At 51.5% G+C, this 17,574-nt stretch carries 14 protein-coding genes and 3 tRNA genes; 6 read left to right on the top strand and 11 right to left on the bottom strand.

The features are described 5' to 3' along the window. Positions 1-41 precede the first annotated feature (41 nt). Both hda and CCY32_RS00795 read right to left on the bottom strand, forming a co-directional pair. Positions 42-740, bottom strand: coding sequence for a DnaA regulatory inactivator Hda (gene hda, locus CCY32_RS00800; RefSeq protein WP_088328451.1), 699 nt, complete (start codon positions 738-740; stop codon positions 42-44). Next, a complete protein-coding gene (locus tag CCY32_RS00795; protein WP_168171393.1) occupies positions 737-1,819 on the bottom strand; it encodes a DUF2066 domain-containing protein in 1,083 nt (360 codons plus the stop codon). Before CCY32_RS00795 ends, hda begins: the two co-directional genes overlap by 4 nt. Before the next feature lie 326 nt (positions 1,820-2,145). Here CCY32_RS00795 and purM point away from each other — a divergent pair, with 326 nt between their 5' ends. The 4 genes from purM to fadE all read left to right on the top strand — a co-directional run bounded on the left by purM (position 2,146) and on the right by fadE (position 7,123). Next, positions 2,146-3,183, top strand: a complete 1,038-nt coding sequence (purM, locus tag CCY32_RS00790) for a phosphoribosylformylglycinamidine cyclo-ligase (protein WP_088329208.1) — start codon at positions 2,146-2,148, stop codon at positions 3,181-3,183. A gap of 3 nt (positions 3,184-3,186) precedes the next feature. Beyond that, positions 3,187-3,825 (top strand): phosphoribosylglycinamide formyltransferase, encoded by a 639-nt coding sequence (gene purN / locus CCY32_RS00785; RefSeq protein WP_088328449.1) that lies wholly within the window; start codon positions 3,187-3,189, stop codon positions 3,823-3,825. Next, positions 3,812-4,516 (top strand): DUF3108 domain-containing protein, encoded by a 705-nt coding sequence (locus CCY32_RS00780; protein WP_168171392.1) that lies wholly within the window; start codon positions 3,812-3,814, stop codon positions 4,514-4,516. Before purN ends, CCY32_RS00780 begins: the two co-directional genes overlap by 14 nt. Before the next feature lie 144 nt (positions 4,517-4,660). Further along, a complete protein-coding gene (gene fadE / locus CCY32_RS00775) occupies positions 4,661-7,123 on the top strand; it encodes an acyl-CoA dehydrogenase FadE (RefSeq protein WP_088328447.1) in 2,463 nt (820 codons plus the stop codon). A 425-nt stretch (positions 7,124-7,548) separates the two neighbouring features. On the opposite strand, the gene CCY32_RS00770 is transcribed toward fadE, so the two are convergent. From CCY32_RS00770 to dnaQ, 5 genes are all read right to left on the bottom strand, one after another. Then, positions 7,549-7,625, bottom strand: a tRNA-Asp gene (locus CCY32_RS00770). A gap of 19 nt (positions 7,626-7,644) precedes the next feature. After that, positions 7,645-7,721: transfer RNA gene (locus tag CCY32_RS00765), tRNA-Asp, on the bottom strand. A 30-nt stretch (positions 7,722-7,751) separates the two neighbouring features. Then, positions 7,752-7,828 (bottom strand) — tRNA-Asp (locus tag CCY32_RS00760). 197 nt (positions 7,829-8,025) lie between these two features. Continuing rightward, entirely contained in the window at positions 8,026-9,402 is a 1,377-nt protein-coding gene (locus CCY32_RS00755; RefSeq protein ID WP_088328446.1) for a TIGR03503 family protein, read from the bottom strand. A 1-nt stretch (position 9,403) separates the two neighbouring features. After that, positions 9,404-10,117: a DNA polymerase III subunit epsilon gene (dnaQ, locus tag CCY32_RS00750; protein WP_088328445.1), complete on the bottom strand. Its 714-nt coding sequence runs from the start codon at positions 10,115-10,117 to the stop codon at positions 9,404-9,406. 184 nt (positions 10,118-10,301) lie between these two features. On the opposite strand from dnaQ, the gene rnhA reads away from it, so the two are divergent. Beyond that, positions 10,302-10,772 carry a ribonuclease HI gene (gene rnhA, locus CCY32_RS00745; RefSeq protein WP_348638935.1) on the top strand — a complete coding sequence of 157 codons (471 nt, stop codon included), beginning with the start codon at positions 10,302-10,304 and terminating at the stop codon, positions 10,770-10,772. On the opposite strand, the gene CCY32_RS00740 is transcribed toward rnhA, so the two are convergent. After that, on the bottom strand, positions 10,760-11,725 hold the full coding sequence (locus CCY32_RS00740) for an NAD(P)H-quinone oxidoreductase (protein ID WP_088328443.1): 966 nt from the start codon (positions 11,723-11,725) through the stop codon (positions 10,760-10,762). The two genes, rnhA and CCY32_RS00740, sit on opposite strands and share 13 nt — an antisense overlap. Next, a complete protein-coding gene (gene yccX / locus CCY32_RS00735; protein ID WP_088328442.1) occupies positions 11,725-11,997 on the bottom strand; it encodes an acylphosphatase in 273 nt (90 codons plus the stop codon). The genes CCY32_RS00740 and yccX overlap by 1 nt, the downstream gene beginning before the upstream one ends. A gap of 103 nt (positions 11,998-12,100) precedes the next feature. On the opposite strand from yccX, the gene CCY32_RS00730 reads away from it, so the two are divergent. Continuing rightward, complete coding sequence (locus CCY32_RS00730) at positions 12,101-13,288, top strand: class I SAM-dependent methyltransferase (RefSeq protein WP_088329207.1); 1,188 nt, start codon at positions 12,101-12,103, stop codon at positions 13,286-13,288. A 31-nt stretch (positions 13,289-13,319) separates the two neighbouring features. Here the strand turns inward: CCY32_RS00730 and CCY32_RS00725 are convergent, their stop codons facing one another. Together CCY32_RS00725 and hrpA are read right to left on the bottom strand one after the other, a co-directional pair. Continuing rightward, on the bottom strand, positions 13,320-13,619 hold the full coding sequence (locus tag CCY32_RS00725; protein ID WP_088328441.1) for a PilZ domain-containing protein: 300 nt from the start codon (positions 13,617-13,619) through the stop codon (positions 13,320-13,322). A 103-nt stretch (positions 13,620-13,722) separates the two neighbouring features. Beyond that, positions 13,723-17,562 (bottom strand): ATP-dependent RNA helicase HrpA, encoded by a 3,840-nt coding sequence (gene hrpA / locus CCY32_RS00720; protein WP_281492496.1) that lies wholly within the window; start codon positions 17,560-17,562, stop codon positions 13,723-13,725. Positions 17,563-17,574 lie beyond the last annotated feature (12 nt).

Genomic DNA, 17,574 nt, shown 5'->3' with positions numbered 1-17,574 from the left:
TGCATAAGCACTGCGCAGAAAGATCGCAGGTGGTCAACCGGCTAAAACTTCAACACTTTTTTGACAAACGGAATGGTCAGCTTATGCCCGGCCTGCAGACTGGATACATCCAGTTTTTCCAGTACTTTCATCAGCGTCGGCATATCTCTGTGACAATGGTTGATTAGAAAACGGGCCACCTCTGCCGGCATTGTCATCCCTCGTCGATAAGCCCTTGAAGTCAGCACTTCAGTGCGCATTTCATCACTCAGGGGCTGCAAATGAAAACTAACCCCCCAGCTGAGTCTCGATTGCAGGTCAGCCAGGGCCAGCGGTACCTGTTTAGGCCCTTGCAGCGCCGTGATGGCCAGGCGGCACTGCCCCTGCTCACGAACCCGATTGATCAAATCAAATACGGCACGCTGCCATTCCTGCTGTCCCTGCAAAAGATGAATATCATCCAGACAAATACAATCAAGGTGCTCCAGCCCTGACAGCATCTCAGGTGCCAGTTCAGCCAGATTTTTCAGACCCACATAAGCGCAGGTTTTGTTGCTGTCAGCGGCCAGGTTGCAGACACTGTATAACAAATGGCTCTTACCTTGTCCGTGTTCACCGCTGATGTAGGTCAAAAAAGGGGACTGCGAGGTGTCGAACCAGCTCTTAAGATGGCTAATCAGCTGCGCATTTGGCCCGGCATGGAAACTCTCAAAATTCTCATCGTCGGGCAGCTGTACCGGCAAATACAACTGTGAAATCATAATTCTACCCAGTTGAATTCCAGTGTTTTCATCGGCTGTCCAAACTGATCCCGTTGACGCTGAATACGATCTTCCAGTGCGATGGCATTAATCAGTCCCTGTTCGCTGCCTGACAAGCGCACATTGAATATTCCGACCGTGCCGGAAAGCTGCCGCAACGACGCATGAGAGACCACAGAGAGACTTTGTAAGATACGGGTGATTTTCACATAGGTTGCGATATCTGACACATTATTAAACTGCAATTCCACCACGCTGGCACCCTGTTCACTGGCTTCACCGGTGAAACTTGCAGCCAGTTCTTCTGCATGTAACTCAACCAGCTCTTTCAACAGAGCCGCTTTGCTGTCTCCCCGGAGGGTACCTTCCTGCTGCGAGCTCTGCATGACATGGTTCCAGTCCAACTGCCAAATGAGCGGAGCATCTTGTGCCGGCATCTCAGATTCAGCCGCTTGCGTCTTATACAGGCGGGCACTCAGCATGGCTTCAACGGCATAGCGCTCGCTGGCGGCCATAAGCTGACCGGTAAACCTGCCCCATACATCGAACACTCCGATGCGATTTAAATCTTCAATATCCAGCAAAGGAAAGTTAATCTCAATGCCACGATTTCTGGCACTTTGCAGCATAATAGTGGTTTCGTCACTCGGACGCTGTTCAGAAATCAGTGTACGGGATTGCGTCTGCGGCTCTTCTACAGCTAACCACACCAGCGTGGAGGGGCGGCGGTTACCCCACACATTGAATCCCGCAGCTCGGATTAAATCGTTGATTTTCTGGACATCAAATGCCGCAACGAAATAGCCCTGCCCCTGCTCATTTTCAAAGCGATACTGGCGCATAAAATTCTCAGCCTCAGTGAGCTTCGCACGAATGACCTCGCTTTCCAGCACATCTTTGTTGCCCTTAACCTTAACCAGCACTTGTGCCATGGCATCGCGTGCGGCCTGGCGTTGAACCTTCACAGACTGCTGTGCAATCGCTACCCGGCCTTCATACAAGCCCTCTACCAACGCGGTGTACCCTGGCAAACTCAGCAATAAGAGACAGCCTGTCAGTATCATCCGGATTTGTTTCATAGGTCTCACTTCGCCAGCCTTTGGGAGGCTTATTGTCTTTGAATTGGCGGAAGATTTCATCCTAATTTACAGGTAGTGATGATACCGCCCATATAATGAGCCTGCTCGACGCCATGAGGGTGGCTTCCTGGTGTCTGCCAGCTCCAGCTCCGGTTTTAAAAAACCATGCCAGAGGCCTCTGCGCAGGTAATATTCACCTATACGGTGCGCCCTATTCTTCCTGGTTAAGGTTATGTTGTGTTTTAGGCGTGTTTGCGGATACCCAAAAAGGGTTGAAACTGATAAAATCGCGGCAATTTTTTCGCCTATCCAAAAAGAGGACAGCCGTGAGCCAATCCAAGCCCTCCCTGAGTTATAAAGATGCCGGTGTTGATATTGACGCCGGAAACCAGTTGGTTGAACGCATCAAGAGTGTGACAAAGAAAACCCACAGACCAGAAGTAAAGGGTGGATTAGGCGGATTCGGAGCCCTGTGCGCCATCCCCCAGAAATACAAACAGCCTCTCCTGGTGTCTGGCACTGACGGCGTCGGCACAAAGCTGAGACTGGCAATGGATCTGGGACGCCACGATGGCGTGGGTATCGACTTAGTGGCCATGTGCGTTAACGATTTGATTGTACAAGGCGCAGAGCCACTGTTTTTCCTCGATTACTATGCCACCGGCAAACTGAATGTTGATAATGCTGCTGAAGTTGTTGCCGGAATCGGTAAGGGCTGTGAGCTGTCTGGCTGCGCCCTGATCGGCGGTGAAACCGCAGAAATGCCAGGCATGTATCATGGTGACGATTACGATATCGCGGGTTTCTGTGTTGGTGTGGTGGAAGCTGATGATGTGATTGACGGCAGCAAAGTGGCGCCGGGTGACAGCTTGATAGCACTGGCCTCATCAGGCCCCCACTCCAATGGCTTCTCCCTGATTCGTAAAATCATTGAAGTCAGCGAGGCCTCCACCGATGAGATGCTGGAAGACAGAACCATAGCCGAGCACCTGCTTGAGCCAACCCGCATTTATGTCAAACCAGTTCTGAAGCTGATCGAGACGCTCCCGGTGCATGCCATTTCGCATATTACAGGTGGCGGCTTCTGGGAGAATATTCCACGGGTACTGCCAGACAATGCCAAGGTCATTATCGATGGTAGCAGCTGGCAGTGGCCTCCCATTTTCACCTGGTTGCAGCAGCAGGGAAATGTCACCAGTCATGAAATGTACCGTACCTTTAACTGCGGTGTCGGTCTGGTCATTGCCGTGCCCGCTGAGCAAGCACAAAAGGCCGTTGATCTGCTCAACGCAGAAGGAGAGTCCGCCTGGGTTATTGGTAAGGTGGCAGCGGCGGAAGGTGATAGTCAGGTTGAGATACGCTAAGCCATGAAATCTATTGTTGTACTGATTTCCGGTAACGGCACCAACTTACAGTCACTGATTGACGCAATTAACAACCAGCAGATTGACGGACGTATCAGCGCGGTAATTTCTAATCAGGCCGATGCGTACGGCCTGACTCGGGCGGCGGAAGCCGGAATTACCAGAGCAGTGCTCAGTCACAAAGGCTTTGCTGACCGACAAAGCTATGATGCTGCGCTGATGGCGGAGATCGACCGCTTTTCCCCGGATCTGGTTGTACTGGCCGGTTTTATGCGTATTCTCAGTGAAGACTTTGTGGCACATTATCAGGGCCGCATGCTCAATATTCATCCGTCTTTACTCCCCAAATACAAAGGCTTGCATACCCATCGGCGCGCCCTGGAAGCGAAAGATTCAGAACACGGTGCCAGCGTGCACTTCGTTACGCCTGAACTCGATGGGGGGCCGGTCGTATTGCAGGCAAAGGTCCCCGTGTTTGAGGGCGACACTGAACAAGAACTGTCCGAACGAGTGCGCCAGCAGGAACTTTGTATCTATCCACTAGTCGTAAAATGGTTCTGTACAGACAGGTTGGCATTAAAGGATGGTCAGGTTTTTCTCGATAATCAAAAGGTTCCTGCACAGGGATATGCTGCGGATTAATCTGCTTGCAGGGCTGCTTTTTTGCCAGTCAGCCCTGGCACAAGCGCTCTCTTCTTTCGAGGCCCATTACACCGCCTTTCGCTCTGGCATGGAGCTAGGTCATGCCACTCAGCGCCTCTCTCATAGCAAAGACGGTCTCTATACCCTGCATTTCAGCTCCTCTGCTTCTTTTTTATTTCTTTCTGACAAACGTCGGGAAACCAGCGAGTTTCGCTTTGAAAAAGGGGAGTTTATTCCTCAGCAGTATGCTTACCAGCGCAGCGGAACGGGCAAAGACCGTCAAACAGACATCCGTTTTTCGTCACAAAACAACGAAATCATTGTCAATCAGGATAAACATTTGCCCTGGTCTGAGGAAACCGACAACCAGTTATTCCATCTGGATATCCGGCGCCGTCTTGCAGCGGGTGAAAACCACTTTCATTACCAGACGATTAATGAGCGAGGTAAAAAAGACGAAGAGATCTTCGCTGTGATGGGCGAAGAAAGGCTAACCCTGCCGATTGGCGAGCTTGACACCATTAAACTTCAGAAAGTGCGTAAAGACAGCCCCCGGGAAACCTATATCTGGCTGGCACCACAGCTGGATCATCAGATGGTGCGGCTGCGCCAGCTCAAAGATGGCGATGAGCAGCTTGATATCCAACTTTCCGCTTACACCACTGACGTTAGTCCCACCGCCAACGATTGATCCAGCTGCTCGCTGAGCAACTATTATTAAATAGACAAAGTCTGACCTGTTAAACCGGCAATTTACCCACAAGGGCTTGACCTTTAGTGTTAAAACGCCTATTTTCACTCACATCTGGTCAGACCTCTTACAACTGGAGTTATCATGCAAATCACATTCTGGCTATTACTGGTGTTAATCACCCTGGGCGTCGCCAGCTATTGGCGACTGAAACTGACCGTAACCACCCTGCTGGTGGCTGCGGTACTGGCGGCCGGCACCATTGCCGGTCATATTGGCGTGCTTAGCTGGATTGTCTTTGGCGCTTTGGCGCTGCCATTGAACATCAGCAACCTGCGTAAAACCTACATGACGGCACCGATCTTTCGTCTTTATAAAAAGATCATGCCGGAGATGTCCCGCACTGAGCAGGAGGCCATTGATGCCGGTACAGTATGGTGGGACGGCGATATTTTCAGTGGCAAACCCGACTGGGAAAAACTGCACGCGGTACCCAAAGCACGTCTGACAGCTGAAGAGCAGGCGTTCTTGGACGGCCCGGTGGAAGAAGCGTGCCGCATGGCAGATGAATGGGAAATCAACCATACTCGTGCGGATTTGCCTCCGCAGCTGTGGCAGTTCCTCAAAGACGAAAAATTCTTCGCCATGATCATTAAAAAAGAATATGGCGGACTGGAATTTTCTGCTTACGCCCAGTCACGGGTGCTGCAAAAGCTATCCGGTGCAGGCATTGTGCTGGCCTCTACCGTAGGTGTGCCTAACTCATTAGGCCCAGGCGAACTGTTGCAGCACTATGGCACCCAAGAACAGAAAGATCATTTTCTGCCGCGTCTGGCTACCGGTGAGGAAATCCCCTGTTTTGCCCTGACCAGCCCCGAAGCTGGCTCTGACGCCGGTGCCATTCCCGATACCGGAGTGGTATGTAAAGGCGAATGGGAAGGTAAAGAAGTGTTGGGGATGAAACTGACCTTTAACAAGCGTTACATTACCCTTGCCCCGGTTGCCACGATCGTTGGTCTGGCGTTTAAAATGCAGGATCCTGAAGGTCTGCTCGGCAGTGAAAAAGAGCTGGGTATTACCTGCGCGCTGATCCCCGCCGATCTGGAAGGCCTGGACATTGGCCGTCGTCACTTCCCTCTCAACATTCCGTTCCAGAATGGTCCTATTCGCGGTGAAAACCTGTTTGTGCCGCTGGATTTTATTATCGGTGGTCCGAAAATGGCCGGTCAGGGCTGGAGAATGCTGGTGGAGTGTCTGTCGGTTGGCCGCTGTATTACGCTGCCCTCCAACTCCGCTGGTGGGTCAAAAACCACTGCGCTGGCTACCGGAGCCTATGCAAGGATTCGCCGCCAGTTCAAAATGCCTGTAGGTAAGATGGAAGGGGTGGAAGAAATGCTTGGACGCATCGGTGGTAACGCCTACCTTATGGACGCCGTAACCAGCATGACCACCAAAGGCCTGGACATTGGCCAGAAGCCTTCGGTTATCTCTGCTATTTGTAAATATCATCTGACCGAAAAGATGCGTCAGGTGGTGAATGACTCTATGGATGTACATGGCGGTAAAGGCATTATCCTGGGGCCGAAAAACTATATTGGCCGTGGCTATCAGGGCGCACCAATTGCCATCACCGTGGAAGGAGCCAATATTCTGACCCGTAATATGATGATTTTCGGCCAGGGAGCCATGCGTTGTCATCCCTATGTACTCAAAGAACTCTATGCGGCTCAGAACACCGACAGTGCTGAAGCCCTTAAAGAATTCGACAAAGCCCTATTTGGTCATATCGGATTTGCTATCAGCAACTTCCTGCGCAGTCTGTGGTTCTCGCTGACGGGTGCGAAACTGGCCGGTAGTCCGTTTAAAGACGAAACACGCCGTTACTATCAGGGCATGGAGAGACTGAGCTCTAACCTCGCCTTTTTAACAGACATCTCAATGGGGGTGCTGGGCGGCGAGCTGAAACGTCGGGAGCGGGTATCTGCAAGGCTCGGTGACATTCTCAGCTACGTATACATGGGCAGCGCCGTACTGAAACGCTATGAAGACGAAGGTCGCCAGAAAGCCGATCTGCCCCTGGTACATTGGGCGATGCAGGACAGCCTGTACCGCGCACAGGTGGCCATGGAAGAATTACTGGATAACTTCCCCGCCCCTGCCATTGGCAAGATACTGAAACTGATCGTAATGCCCTTTGGTAAAAACTTTGGGCGCCCCGCAGACAAGCTTGATCATCAGATTGCCAACATTCTGCAAACGCCCTGTGAAAGCCGTGACCGTCTGGGTCAGGGGCAGTATCTCAGTCGCGAAGAGAGCAATCCCTTTGGCAGACTGGAACAGGCGCTGGATGATGTATTGGCGTCTGAGCCACTGTATGACAAAGTGTGCAAAGCGGCGAACGAACGCTTCCCCTTTGTACAACTGGATAAAATTGCAGACAAAGGCCTGGAGCTGGGCGTTCTGACTGAACAGGAAGCTGATTTGCTAAGACGCACCGAAATACAGCGTCTGGACACCATCAATGTTGATGACTTCGACACCGAAGAGCTGATGGCTGACAAGAGTCTGTTGCAAAAAGACAAGAAGAAATCAGCAAAAGCTGCCTGATCAGGCACTAAAGCGGTAACTTAGAATCCGCAGATAACAAAAAGCCAGTCAGCTGATGACTGGCTTTTTTTATACGTAAAAAGAGTCCTTCAGCGCTGTGCTGCCAAAACAGGGCCGGGCAACATGCTGCTGCAACCCCGCATAGGTCACCCATGATGGCGTATCCCGTTAGCAATAAGCTTACCCTCGGACAATCAGCTTCCCTCTTCATTGTGCTGACACGTCGGACCTTTCAATACCTTTTAGGCGAGTTCAACTCAGGTTGGGTCCTATGATTGCATCAGGAGGATGAGTCTGTAGAAACGGCATACACCACGCAACCAGAGCAACGTAAGAGTGACAGTGACGTAACCGGCTGTTAACGGTTTGAGCGTGTTTGAATGAAATATGAGGTATGACGAGAACACCATTGCAAAGAGAGAAAGTGGCGGAGCGGACGGGACTCGAACCCGCGACCCCCGGCGTGACAGGCCGGTATTCTAACCAACTGAACTACCGCTCCGCTGAATCTCTTTGTGTGTTGGCGGAGCGGACGGGACTCGAACCCGCGACCCCCGGCGTGACAGGCCGGTATTCTAACCAACTGAACTACCGCTCCAACACAAACAATGGGATTTATACAAGAAAGTGGCGGAGCGGACGGGACTCGAACCCGCGACCCCCGGCGTGACAGGCCGGTATTCTAACCAACTGAACTACCGCTCCAGTTTCTTATATAAATCATACAGTTAAGGGTGAAAAGCGAGGCGCTCATCCTCAACTGCGGCGCAGATGATACGGTTAACCCCTGAGTGAGTCAACCACTTTTTCCAGCAAAAACACGCAAAACAGCGCCATATCGCGCCGTTTGCAGCATTATTAATCAAACTGGACGTTTTACGATCAGCCAGAGCACGCGCAGGCTATTGGCCGCTGGTATCCTCTTTATCGGATTTTTTGCGTTTAAACGACAGTCGTCCTTTGAGGGGGTTACGGATCCTACCCTTGCCCAACATGAAGAATCCAATCATGGCCCCACCTATTACCACCAACAATAGATTAGCCAGCCCGATGATGAACCACACATTCTCCATGCTGGTGTCTTCTTCGCCCCCTGCTGGTTCAGGATTCTGCTGTGCTGCCAGCTCTGCACTGGCCTGGGCTTCTAAATCCAGGTTTTCGGCAATGGCGCCCTCGCCTTGTGCTGCGTCAGGCTCCGGCGGCAGTGGAGCTTCAGAGAGGAAGCTGAATTCTGGTACATCCAGAACAAAGTCGCGACCATTTACGGTCTTACCGTAAGCAGTCATTTTGATCCTGAAGATGCCGTACTCAATATTCAGAATTTCTGTTACGCGGGGCTGATCCGAAGGCTCAGTAAGAGAAAAACTCAGCACATCACCATTGGGGTAACGAATTTTTCCGTCCACCAGCAGACTCTCGATGTCGACTACTTCGCGATCCACATCAATATTCAGACGATGGCGCCCGTCACCCTGATCCTGATCCACAGAGAGCTTCATCGGATTTGGTAGCAGTACCAGCGGCTCCCCTTCCTCCTCGCGACTGAACATAGCCGTGGTGGTGGTATACACCGGTTTCCACTGCCCTTCAGGGATACTCAGGTTAAATTGTCCGGTAAAGGTGCCGTCCATGGGGTATTCATCCATGCCCATGCCATTGTCTTCATAGCGAGCCACCAGTTCGGTTTCGGCGCCAAAGTTGGTAAAATCGGGATTGTTGGTGCTGATAAACTCGACGGTAAGTTCCACTGCATTGCCAAACTCAACGTATTCGATGGGTTTACCACCATTGGTCAGGTACGCGGTCAGCTTTAACACTTCACCGGAAAAAACCAGCTCCGGCAGCGGCTCAGCCTGCAAGCGAATGTCACTGACCACCATCACTTTACTACCGGGCAAAAGTTGCCCCACCGCCTGCCAGGGTCCGGGCATGGGCTTTTTAATTCTTACCAGGTCGTACGTGGTATCGTCATACCAGTCAATGTCATCGTTATTGTCACTGTTGTGAGGAAGAATTTTGCTGCCATCGGGGCGTACCAGTACCACTGGCGCCGAACCATATTCCCGGAAAAACACCAGGGTGAGTTCGTCAACCTTATAATCAATGCGAAAACGGTTCTGCAACAGCTCAATGCTGTTGAGGTATTGGTCAGACGACAACATGGTAATGGGGTTAGGCGGGGGCGCACTGGTGTCCTGCGCCTCATTCCCTTGCTGCGCAAAAGTGAAAGGCGCCATTGCCAGCAACAGCACCAGAAAGACTCCCTGTTGTATTCTCATATTACTCCGCACATTGACGCCAAATGCAACTTCCACCTTTATTCTCAATCAAGTCGAGCCGGCTTTCATGTTCTTTGAGTTCATCGGCCGACGCGCGGATAATCTTTAGCGCTTCACGGTTTTGTGGCAACCGCCGGATCCCCTGACTCTTATCACTCCCGTCGCTACTGCTGTTGCCACTGAGGTTTAATGCCGTCTGCCCGCCGGTCATCAGCAGATACACGTCAGCCAGTATTTCGGCATCGAGTAAGGCGCCGTGCAGGGTTCGATGAGAGTTGTCTATGCCGTAGCGTTTACACAATGCATCGAGGTTATTCTTCTGCCCTGGGTGCATCTTTCTGGCCAGCGTCAGCGTATCCAGTATGGTACAAATACTGCCTGTGAATCCCGGCTTCTGGCCGGTCAGCAAAAATTCATGGTCCATAAAGCCAACATCAAAGGCCGCATTATGGATAACTAATTGTGCACCCTGGATAAATTCGCGAAATTGCGGGGCAATCTCGGAAAAGGAGGGTTTGTCGGCGAGCATTTCGTTAGTGATGCCATGCACTTCAATGGCTTCCTGTTCAACTTCCCGCTGTGGATTGATATACACATGGAAATGCTCGCCAGTGAGACGTCGATTGTTCAGCTCCACACAGCCAATCTCAATAATTTTGTGTCCCTGTTTCGGGTCAATACCTGTGGTTTCAGTGTCCAGTACAATTTGTCTCATCAACAATCTCTTTTTATTCTATTGTGCATAAGGAGCATTATACCCAAGCCCCGGGTCAGTGTAACTTGATGCGTGTCCAAGTCAGTAGTGCTTTCGCTCCTGCGCACGAGAAAAGGGGTAAAAGTGCCACATCAGGGCCAGTTAAAGATATACTGGCGAAAAGTCGTTAACCCATACATACAACCTGTCTATGAAAACAATCAAGGTATTTACCGATGGTTCCTGCCTGGGCAACCCAGGTCCCGGAGGCTACGGTGTCGTCATGAAGTACAACCATCACGTTAAAGAACTCAGTCAGGGCTATCGCCTTACAACCAATAACAGAATGGAAATGATGGCGGCTGTAGCTGGCCTCGATAGCCTGAAAGAGCCCTGCGAGGTGCATCTGACCACCGACAGCCAGTATCTGCGTCAGGGCATTAATCAGTGGATCCATAACTGGCGTAAAAACGGCTGGCGAACCGCAGACAAAAAGCCAGTTAAGAACGTTGATCTGTGGCAGTTACTCGACACCCTGAGCCAGAAACACAAAGTCCATTGGCACTGGGTAAAAGGGCACAGCGGTCACACTGAAAATGAGCGCTGTGATGAGCTGGCGCGCAGTGCAGCCGAGGGTTCGGGGTTAATTGAGGATAGCGGATTTCAGTCCCAGTAGGCAATGACCTTACCGCAGTTCCGGTTGCTTTCCAGTTGCTGGTGGGCCAGCTCAATGTCATTGGCTGCATAATGGTGATGCACACACACCTTCAACCGCCCCTGACTGAAAGCAGGTAGACAGTCCCGGCTAAAAGCACTGACCAATTCCGCTTTGTAGGCGTCGTCACGATTACGCAGTGTCGAGGCCATCAATGTCGCGCGTTTTTGCAACATTTTCGCCATATCCAGTTTATCGGCATAACGCCCCTGCAACATGGCCAGTTGCACAATGCGCCCGTCGAGCGTCAATGCTTGCAGATTGCGGTTGAGGTAATCGCCACCGACAATGTCGACGATCACATCCACACCTTTCCAGGAGTTTTTGATCTCACTGGCAAAATCCTGCTCTTTGTAATTAATCAGCAGCTCTGCACCCAGTGCGCGGCAGAAATCCAGTTTATCGGTCGAAGAGGCGGTAACGGCAACACGGGCACCTTTAAGGCGCGCTAGTTGAATAGCAGCAGAACCTACCCCACTGGCTCCTGCATGCAACAGCAGAGACTCACCCGACTGCAAATCAGCGAGCAGAAACAGTGCCTGATAGGCAGTCAGGTACACTTCCGCAAGGCCCGCAGCATCCTCCAGTGAAAGCGTATCGGGGACTCGCATCAGGTGATCCTGATTAACACTGACATACTCGGCATACCCTCCCCCTGCCACCAGGCCGCAGACGCGGTCCCCTTGCTGCCAGCAGGAGCCGTCAGGTACAGCAACGACCTCACCGGCCATTTCCAGGCCCAGTATATGGCTTTCACCGGGAGGCGGCGGATATTTACCCTGGCGCTGCAACAAATCTGCTCGGTTGATGCCAAAAGCAATCACCTTCACCAGTACCTGGTTGGGGCGTTTTTCTGGTTTGGCAGTCTCGGCAATTGTCATTTCGCCATTCTCAGAATGTTGAATATAACGCATCACAGCACGTCGAAACCGTTAGTCGGGTGTTGCCCGGCAGATTCGACATCAACGCTATCCACCCGACTCTTTTCTGGCCCCTGATGCAAAAACTCGGTTAATTGCTCCAGGGCTCTGGGTTCACCACAAGCCAGTACCTCAACACTGCCATCACTGAGGTTTTTGGCATAACCGACTATGCCCAGGCGCTTGGCTTCCATTTGCGTGTTGCGGCGAAAGAATACGCCCTGGACCTTGCCGGTTACCCGGGCTTTTATACATTGTTGCGTCATAATGCCCTCGTTTTATTTTATCACTGTGGTGCGCAAACCTGCATTTTGTGGTCATTTGGGTATAGAATCGCGCCTCATCAGTCTGACAATTGAGTTTAATGCTATGACATCCAGTGTGGTTTTGCATCCGCAGCGCGAAAAATCCCTTCTCCGTCATCATCCCTGGGTTTTTGCCAGCGCCATTGACAAGCAAAAAGGAAAACTGCGCGCCGGCGACACCGTCGATGTCTACGCCAGCGATAATACCTGGCTGGGCCGGGGCGCCTGGTCCCCTCACTCACAGATACAGATCCGTATCTGGACCTTTGAACGCGATGAAGTGATTGATAATGGCTTTTTTCTGAGACGCATTGAAGCGGCTCTGGAAGGACGCCAGGCGCTGATCGCCCGCAACGGTCTTACCGGCTTCAGAGTGGTCGCGGCTGAATCAGATCGTTTACCTGGTGTCACTATCGATAAATACGATAACCTGCTGGTTTGTCAGTTACTCAGTGCCGGCGCCGACAAGCACCGCGCTAAAATCGTCTGGGCGTTACAAAAATGTTTTCCCGATTGCGCCATACTGGAGCGCTCCGATGTGGCAGTAAGAAAAAAGGAGGGACTTGAGCCACTGGTCCAGGTTCTGCACGGTGAAGTGGCCGATGAAGTCTGTATTGAAGAAAACGGCATCAAAGTGCTGCTCGACCCCCGCCGTGGCCACAAAACCGGCTTCTATTTAGATCAGCGTGATAACCGAGCCATAGCCGCCAGCTATGCTTTAGATAAAACCGTTCTCAACTGCTTCAGTTACACCGGTACCTTTGCCAGTTATGCCCTGGCCAACGGTGCGAAAAAAGTGATCAACATGGATGTCTCACAAGAGGCGTTAAGCATGGCGCGACGTAACCTGGAAATTAATCAACTGGATGTGAACCGGGCAGACTTTATTCAGGCTGATGTCTTTCAGGCTCTTAGAGACTACAGCAGCGAAGGGCGTAAATTTGATCAGATTATTCTCGACCCGCCCAAATTTGTAGACAGTAAAGCCGGCCTTAACCGTGCCTGTCGGGGCTATAAAGACATCAATATGTATGCCATGCAGTTACTTGAAGCGGGCGGGATACTGTGTACCTTTTCCTGTTCAGGATTAATGCCCACAGATCTGTTTCACAAAGTGGTAGCCGATGCCGCTCTGGATGCAGGACGACAGGTGCAGTTTCTTGAGCGGTTATCACAAGCCGCGGACCACCCCGTGGCCAGCTCCTACCCGGAAGGCTATTATCTCAAAGGTTTGGTGTGCCGGGTGCTCTGAGGCGATAGGCGCTGACTGCCCGCATATTGGCTCAGCGCATTTCCAGGATTTCCACACCCACTACATAACTGGAGTCATTGGCAGGCTCGCAGCGCACCACTTTGGCTTTGGCATTCAACGACGGGATCTGAGAGTTGGTGGACTCTAGCAAGGCCTGAACCACTGTCCCCAACTCGATCGACTCATCGACTTCAAATGACATGCCGGTGGCACTGAGATCTTTACATATCGCCGAGACACTTCTGCTCGATTCATCATCGGTGATGATCAGTTCACAGCTACTGTTTACCATCATCCGAAAAAAATCGCGCTTATCATCATAGCCAAGCATAACCTGTCCCTCATAATAAATAGAAAAGGGATCTTCCCCCTTTTGCCTTTTACACCACCTTTATATTGCGCGCACCAGTTGTTGTCAATCTCACAATGGTCATTCAGAACTGCTGTAAATGATTCATAATGCGTTTTTGGGAAATGGGATAGGCGGTGCCTAACTGCTGCGCAAAAAACGACACCCTGAGCTCCTGCAGCATCCATTTCACCTCAGCCAATTCAGTGGGTACGGGCTGCCCCTGTGGAATTTTTTTTAAACATCCTTTCCACGCATCTTCGACCTTTTCAATCACCAACTGATGCTGCCTGTCTTTAGCAGCATCGATGCTGAGTTTGTCCAGTCGCTTGGCTATCGCCTGTAAATAGCGGTTCCAGTCATCGAGACGCGCTACCCCAACATCACTGACAAAACCGGCGTACACCAATTCATCCAGATTGGCTTTAATATCACCTGTGGCACTGATCATATTCAGCGGAATATTACCTTTGAGCTTTTTATGTACCTGATGCGCCGTGGTCAGTCCTTTCTCTACTTTGACTGCAATATCGAGCACCAACGGATTAAGTTCACTGGCCGTGAACTGTTGCAGCTGTTCAAATTGCTCGGCGGTACGGATCTCTGAAGCTTGCGAGCCAATCAACACATCCATGGCCGCAGAGATACAATCCATGATCAAGGCCTGAACCTGACCGAAAGGATTAAAATATAGCCCCAGTTTCGCCTTATTGGGTAACTTCTGCTGCAGGTATTTGACCGGCGATGGAAGGTTTAATAGCAGCAGCCGTTTCAGGCCTTCTTTATGGGCTTTTTCGGCGGCCCAGGGTTGGTCAAACAGTTTCACCGACACACTGTCTTTATCGTCATTGAGCGCTACATAGGCCTTAACCTGATAGTTACCCTGGCCCTTAACAAATTCTTTTGGCAATTCGCCCACAGACCAGTTGCTCAGACCGGCTTTCTCCAGTTTCGGGGTCGCTACTTCCTTGAGGGTTTGTTTGACTTTTCCCTGCAAGGTCTGTTGCAGGCGGTTGAGATCTTTGTCTTCGGCCAGCACCTTATCTTTGTCGTCCACCACTTTAAAGTGCATTTGCAAATGGGCTGGCAAGCTGTCCCATTGCCAGTCCTGTTCCGTCACCTCTACCCCAGTCATCTTTTTAAGGGCATCACAAAGTGCCTGGGTAAAGGATTGCTCCGACGGCGACATTCTTTGCATACAGGCTCTGGCGTAGTCCGGTGCCGGCACAAAGTTGCGACGCAGACGTTTCGGCAGTGCCCGGATTAACGCGGTGATCAGCTCTTCCCTCAAGCCCGGAACGTGCCAGTCGAAGCCCTTATTACTGACCTGGTTCAAAAGTGGCAAGGGAATAAGCATACTGACACCATCGTCGGGATCTTTAGGATCAAAGTGGTATTCCAGCGGCAGACTGAGATTCCCCTGTGACCACTGATCTGGGTAATCCAGTGCACTGATATGATCGGCATCCTGACGCATCAACTCGTCAAGATTGAACTTCAGGCAGTCCTTATCGGCTTGTTTTGACCACCATTTACGAAAAGCCGCTTCCGTGCAGATGTCCTCTGGCAGTCGTTGCTGATAAAACGCTACCAGATGTTCCTCATCAACCAGAATGTCCCGCCGTCTGGATTTGGCTTCGAGCTCTTCCACCTGCTCCACCAGATCCTGATTGTGTTGTAAAAAGGCTTCCTTGAGTTTGGTATCCAGGTTTACCAGGGCTTCCCGAATAAAAATCTCCCGGCATACCTGTGGATCATGGCGGCTGTAGTTAACCTGGCGACCTCTGACGATATCCAGACCGAACAACGTCACCCGCTCCAGCGCCATGACCGCCCCCTGCTTTTTCGACCAAAATGGTTCCGAGAAATGGGACTTTGTCAGGTGTGTCGCAAGCTTTTCCAACCAGGCGGGTTCTATTTTTGCCACATCGCGGGCGAACAGTTTTGTGGTTTCCACCAGTTCGGCCGCCATTACCCACTTAGGCGCAGCTTTGGCCACTCCCGAGCCAGGAAAAATCATAAAGCGACTATTACGGGCCCCGAGGTACTCACGTTCCTTATCTTTAAAACCGATATGAGACAATAATCCGCTGGCGATGGCCTGATGAATGGCATCGTATTGTGCCTCTTCGCTATTGAGCCTGAAGCCCAGTTCAACGATCCCCTGCTTGAGCTGGCTGACAATATCCTGCCATTCCCGCAGGCGCAGGTAGTTAACAAAATGTCCCTTGCACCACTTACGAAACTGGCTGTTGGTAAGCTGTTGTTGCTGCGAACGAAAGTGGCGCCACAACTGCAGGTAGGCCAAAAAGTCAGACTCTTTGCTGGCAAACTCACTATGGGCCTCGTCTGCGGCCTGACGTTTGTCATGGGGCCGTTCGCGGGGATCCTGGATCGATAACCCTGCGGCGATAATAATCACCTCTTGCAGGCAATTTAATGAAGCACCTTCCACCAACATTCTGGCGTAGCGCGGATCGATCGGCAGTCGTGCTATCTGGCGTCCCAGCGGGGTTAGCTTAGGGGCGCCTTTGGCGGAAGTGACAGCCCCCAACTCATGTAACAACCTGAAGCCATCTTTGATGTGGCGACTGTCCGGTGCCTGAAGAAAAGGAAAGGCCTCAATGTTACCCAGCCCCAGCGACAGCATTTGCAGAATAACCGAGGCGAGATTGGTTCTGAGAATTTCCGGATCGGTAAACTCATGGCGGCCCAGGAAATCCTGTTCCGAGTACAAGCGGATGCAAATACCCTCTGACACCCTGCCGCAACGACCGGCACGCTGATTGGCAGAGGCCTGTGAAATGGCCTCAATAGGGAGCCGCTGTACCTTGCTCCTGAAGCTGTAACGGGACAATCGTGCAAAACCAGGATCAATCACATATTTAATGCCCGGCACGGTCAGTGACGTTTCGGCCACATTGGTCGCCAACACGATACGCCTGCCACTGTGCGGAGCAAAAATACGGTTTTGTTCCGCATTAGAAAGCCGCGAATACAAAGGCAGAATTTCGGTATTGCGCCATTGCTGGCGCTTGAGGCCCTCCGCCGTGTCACGAATATCTCGCTCACCGGAGAGAAAAATCAGTATATCGCCATGAGTTTTTTCCCGCGCCAGCTCGTTGATCGCATCGACAATGGCATCCAGCTGATCGCGATCTTTGTCCTCTGCCTCGTCTGTCGGACGGTACCGAATCTCCACCGGATAGGTGCGGCCACTGACCGTCAGCACCGGGGCATCATTAAAATGGGCGGCGAAGCGCTGGGGATCAATGGTGGCACTGGTAATGATCAACTTAAGGTCGGGGCGTTTGGGTAACAGCTGCTTGAGATAGCCGAGAATAAAGTCGATATTCAGGCTACGCTCATGGGCTTCATCAATAATGATCGTGTCGTACTGATTGAGAAAACGATCTTTTTGAATCTCGGCCAGTAAAATGCCATCTGTCATCAACTTAATGTAGGTGCTGTCACTGACCTGGTCGGTGAAACGGACTTTATAGCCCACAGCCTGCCCCATCGGACTATGCAGTTCTTCAGCAATACGATTGGCAACCGACCGGGCCGCCAGTCGCCGTGGCTGCGTGTGTCCAATTAAGCCGGCAACACCGCGGCCCAGCTGCAGACAGATTTTTGGAATCTGGGTCGTTTTACCTGACCCGGTTTCACCCGCAATGATCACCACTTGATGATTGGCTATGGCGTCGGCAATCTCTTCCCGGGAATCGGTTACGGGCAGATCGGGGTAGTCAATCTTGGGCCTGTTCTGGTCACGGGCTTCACGGCGCATCATCGATGCACTGATGCGCTTTTCAAGTTTTTCCAGAGCCTGAGCATCAGGCGTTTTTCTCAGCGCCATGCGCAATGCATGACGATCCTGGGTCATGCACTGTTCAATACGCTGCTTTAGGGATGCAATAGACAATAGAAATCGCTG

The organism is Lacimicrobium sp. SS2-24, assembly GCF_002201535.1.
GTDB lineage: Bacteria > Pseudomonadota > Gammaproteobacteria > Enterobacterales > Alteromonadaceae > Lacimicrobium.
The sequence above is the reverse complement of the archived record's forward strand: the minus strand, read 5'-3'. Positions and strand labels throughout refer to the sequence as shown.

Coding starts and splice junctions, on each gene's coding strand:
- yccX (WP_088328442.1), bottom strand. CDS start 11,997: ATGACGCAACAATGTATAAAAGCCCGGGTAACCGGCAAGGTCCAGGGC.
- CCY32_RS00730 (WP_088329207.1), top strand. CDS start 12,101: ATGACATCCAGTGTGGTTTTGCATCCGCAGCGCGAAAAATCCCTTCTC.
- dnaQ (WP_088328445.1), bottom strand. CDS start 10,117: ATGAGACAAATTGTACTGGACACTGAAACCACAGGTATTGACCCGAAA.
- CCY32_RS00755 (WP_088328446.1), bottom strand. CDS start 9,402: ATGAGAATACAACAGGGAGTCTTTCTGGTGCTGTTGCTGGCAATGGCG.
- CCY32_RS00725 (WP_088328441.1), bottom strand. CDS start 13,619: ATGCTTGGCTATGATGATAAGCGCGATTTTTTTCGGATGATGGTAAAC.
- CCY32_RS00780 (WP_168171392.1), top strand. CDS start 3,812: ATGCTGCGGATTAATCTGCTTGCAGGGCTGCTTTTTTGCCAGTCAGCC.
- hda (WP_088328451.1), bottom strand. CDS start 740: ATGATTTCACAGTTGTATTTGCCGGTACAGCTGCCCGACGATGAGAAT.
- purN (WP_088328449.1), top strand. CDS start 3,187: ATGAAATCTATTGTTGTACTGATTTCCGGTAACGGCACCAACTTACAG.
- fadE (WP_088328447.1), top strand. CDS start 4,661: ATGCAAATCACATTCTGGCTATTACTGGTGTTAATCACCCTGGGCGTC.
- CCY32_RS00795 (WP_168171393.1), bottom strand. CDS start 1,819: ATGAAACAAATCCGGATGATACTGACAGGCTGTCTCTTATTGCTGAGT.
- CCY32_RS00740 (WP_088328443.1), bottom strand. CDS start 11,725: ATGCGTTATATTCAACATTCTGAGAATGGCGAAATGACAATTGCCGAG.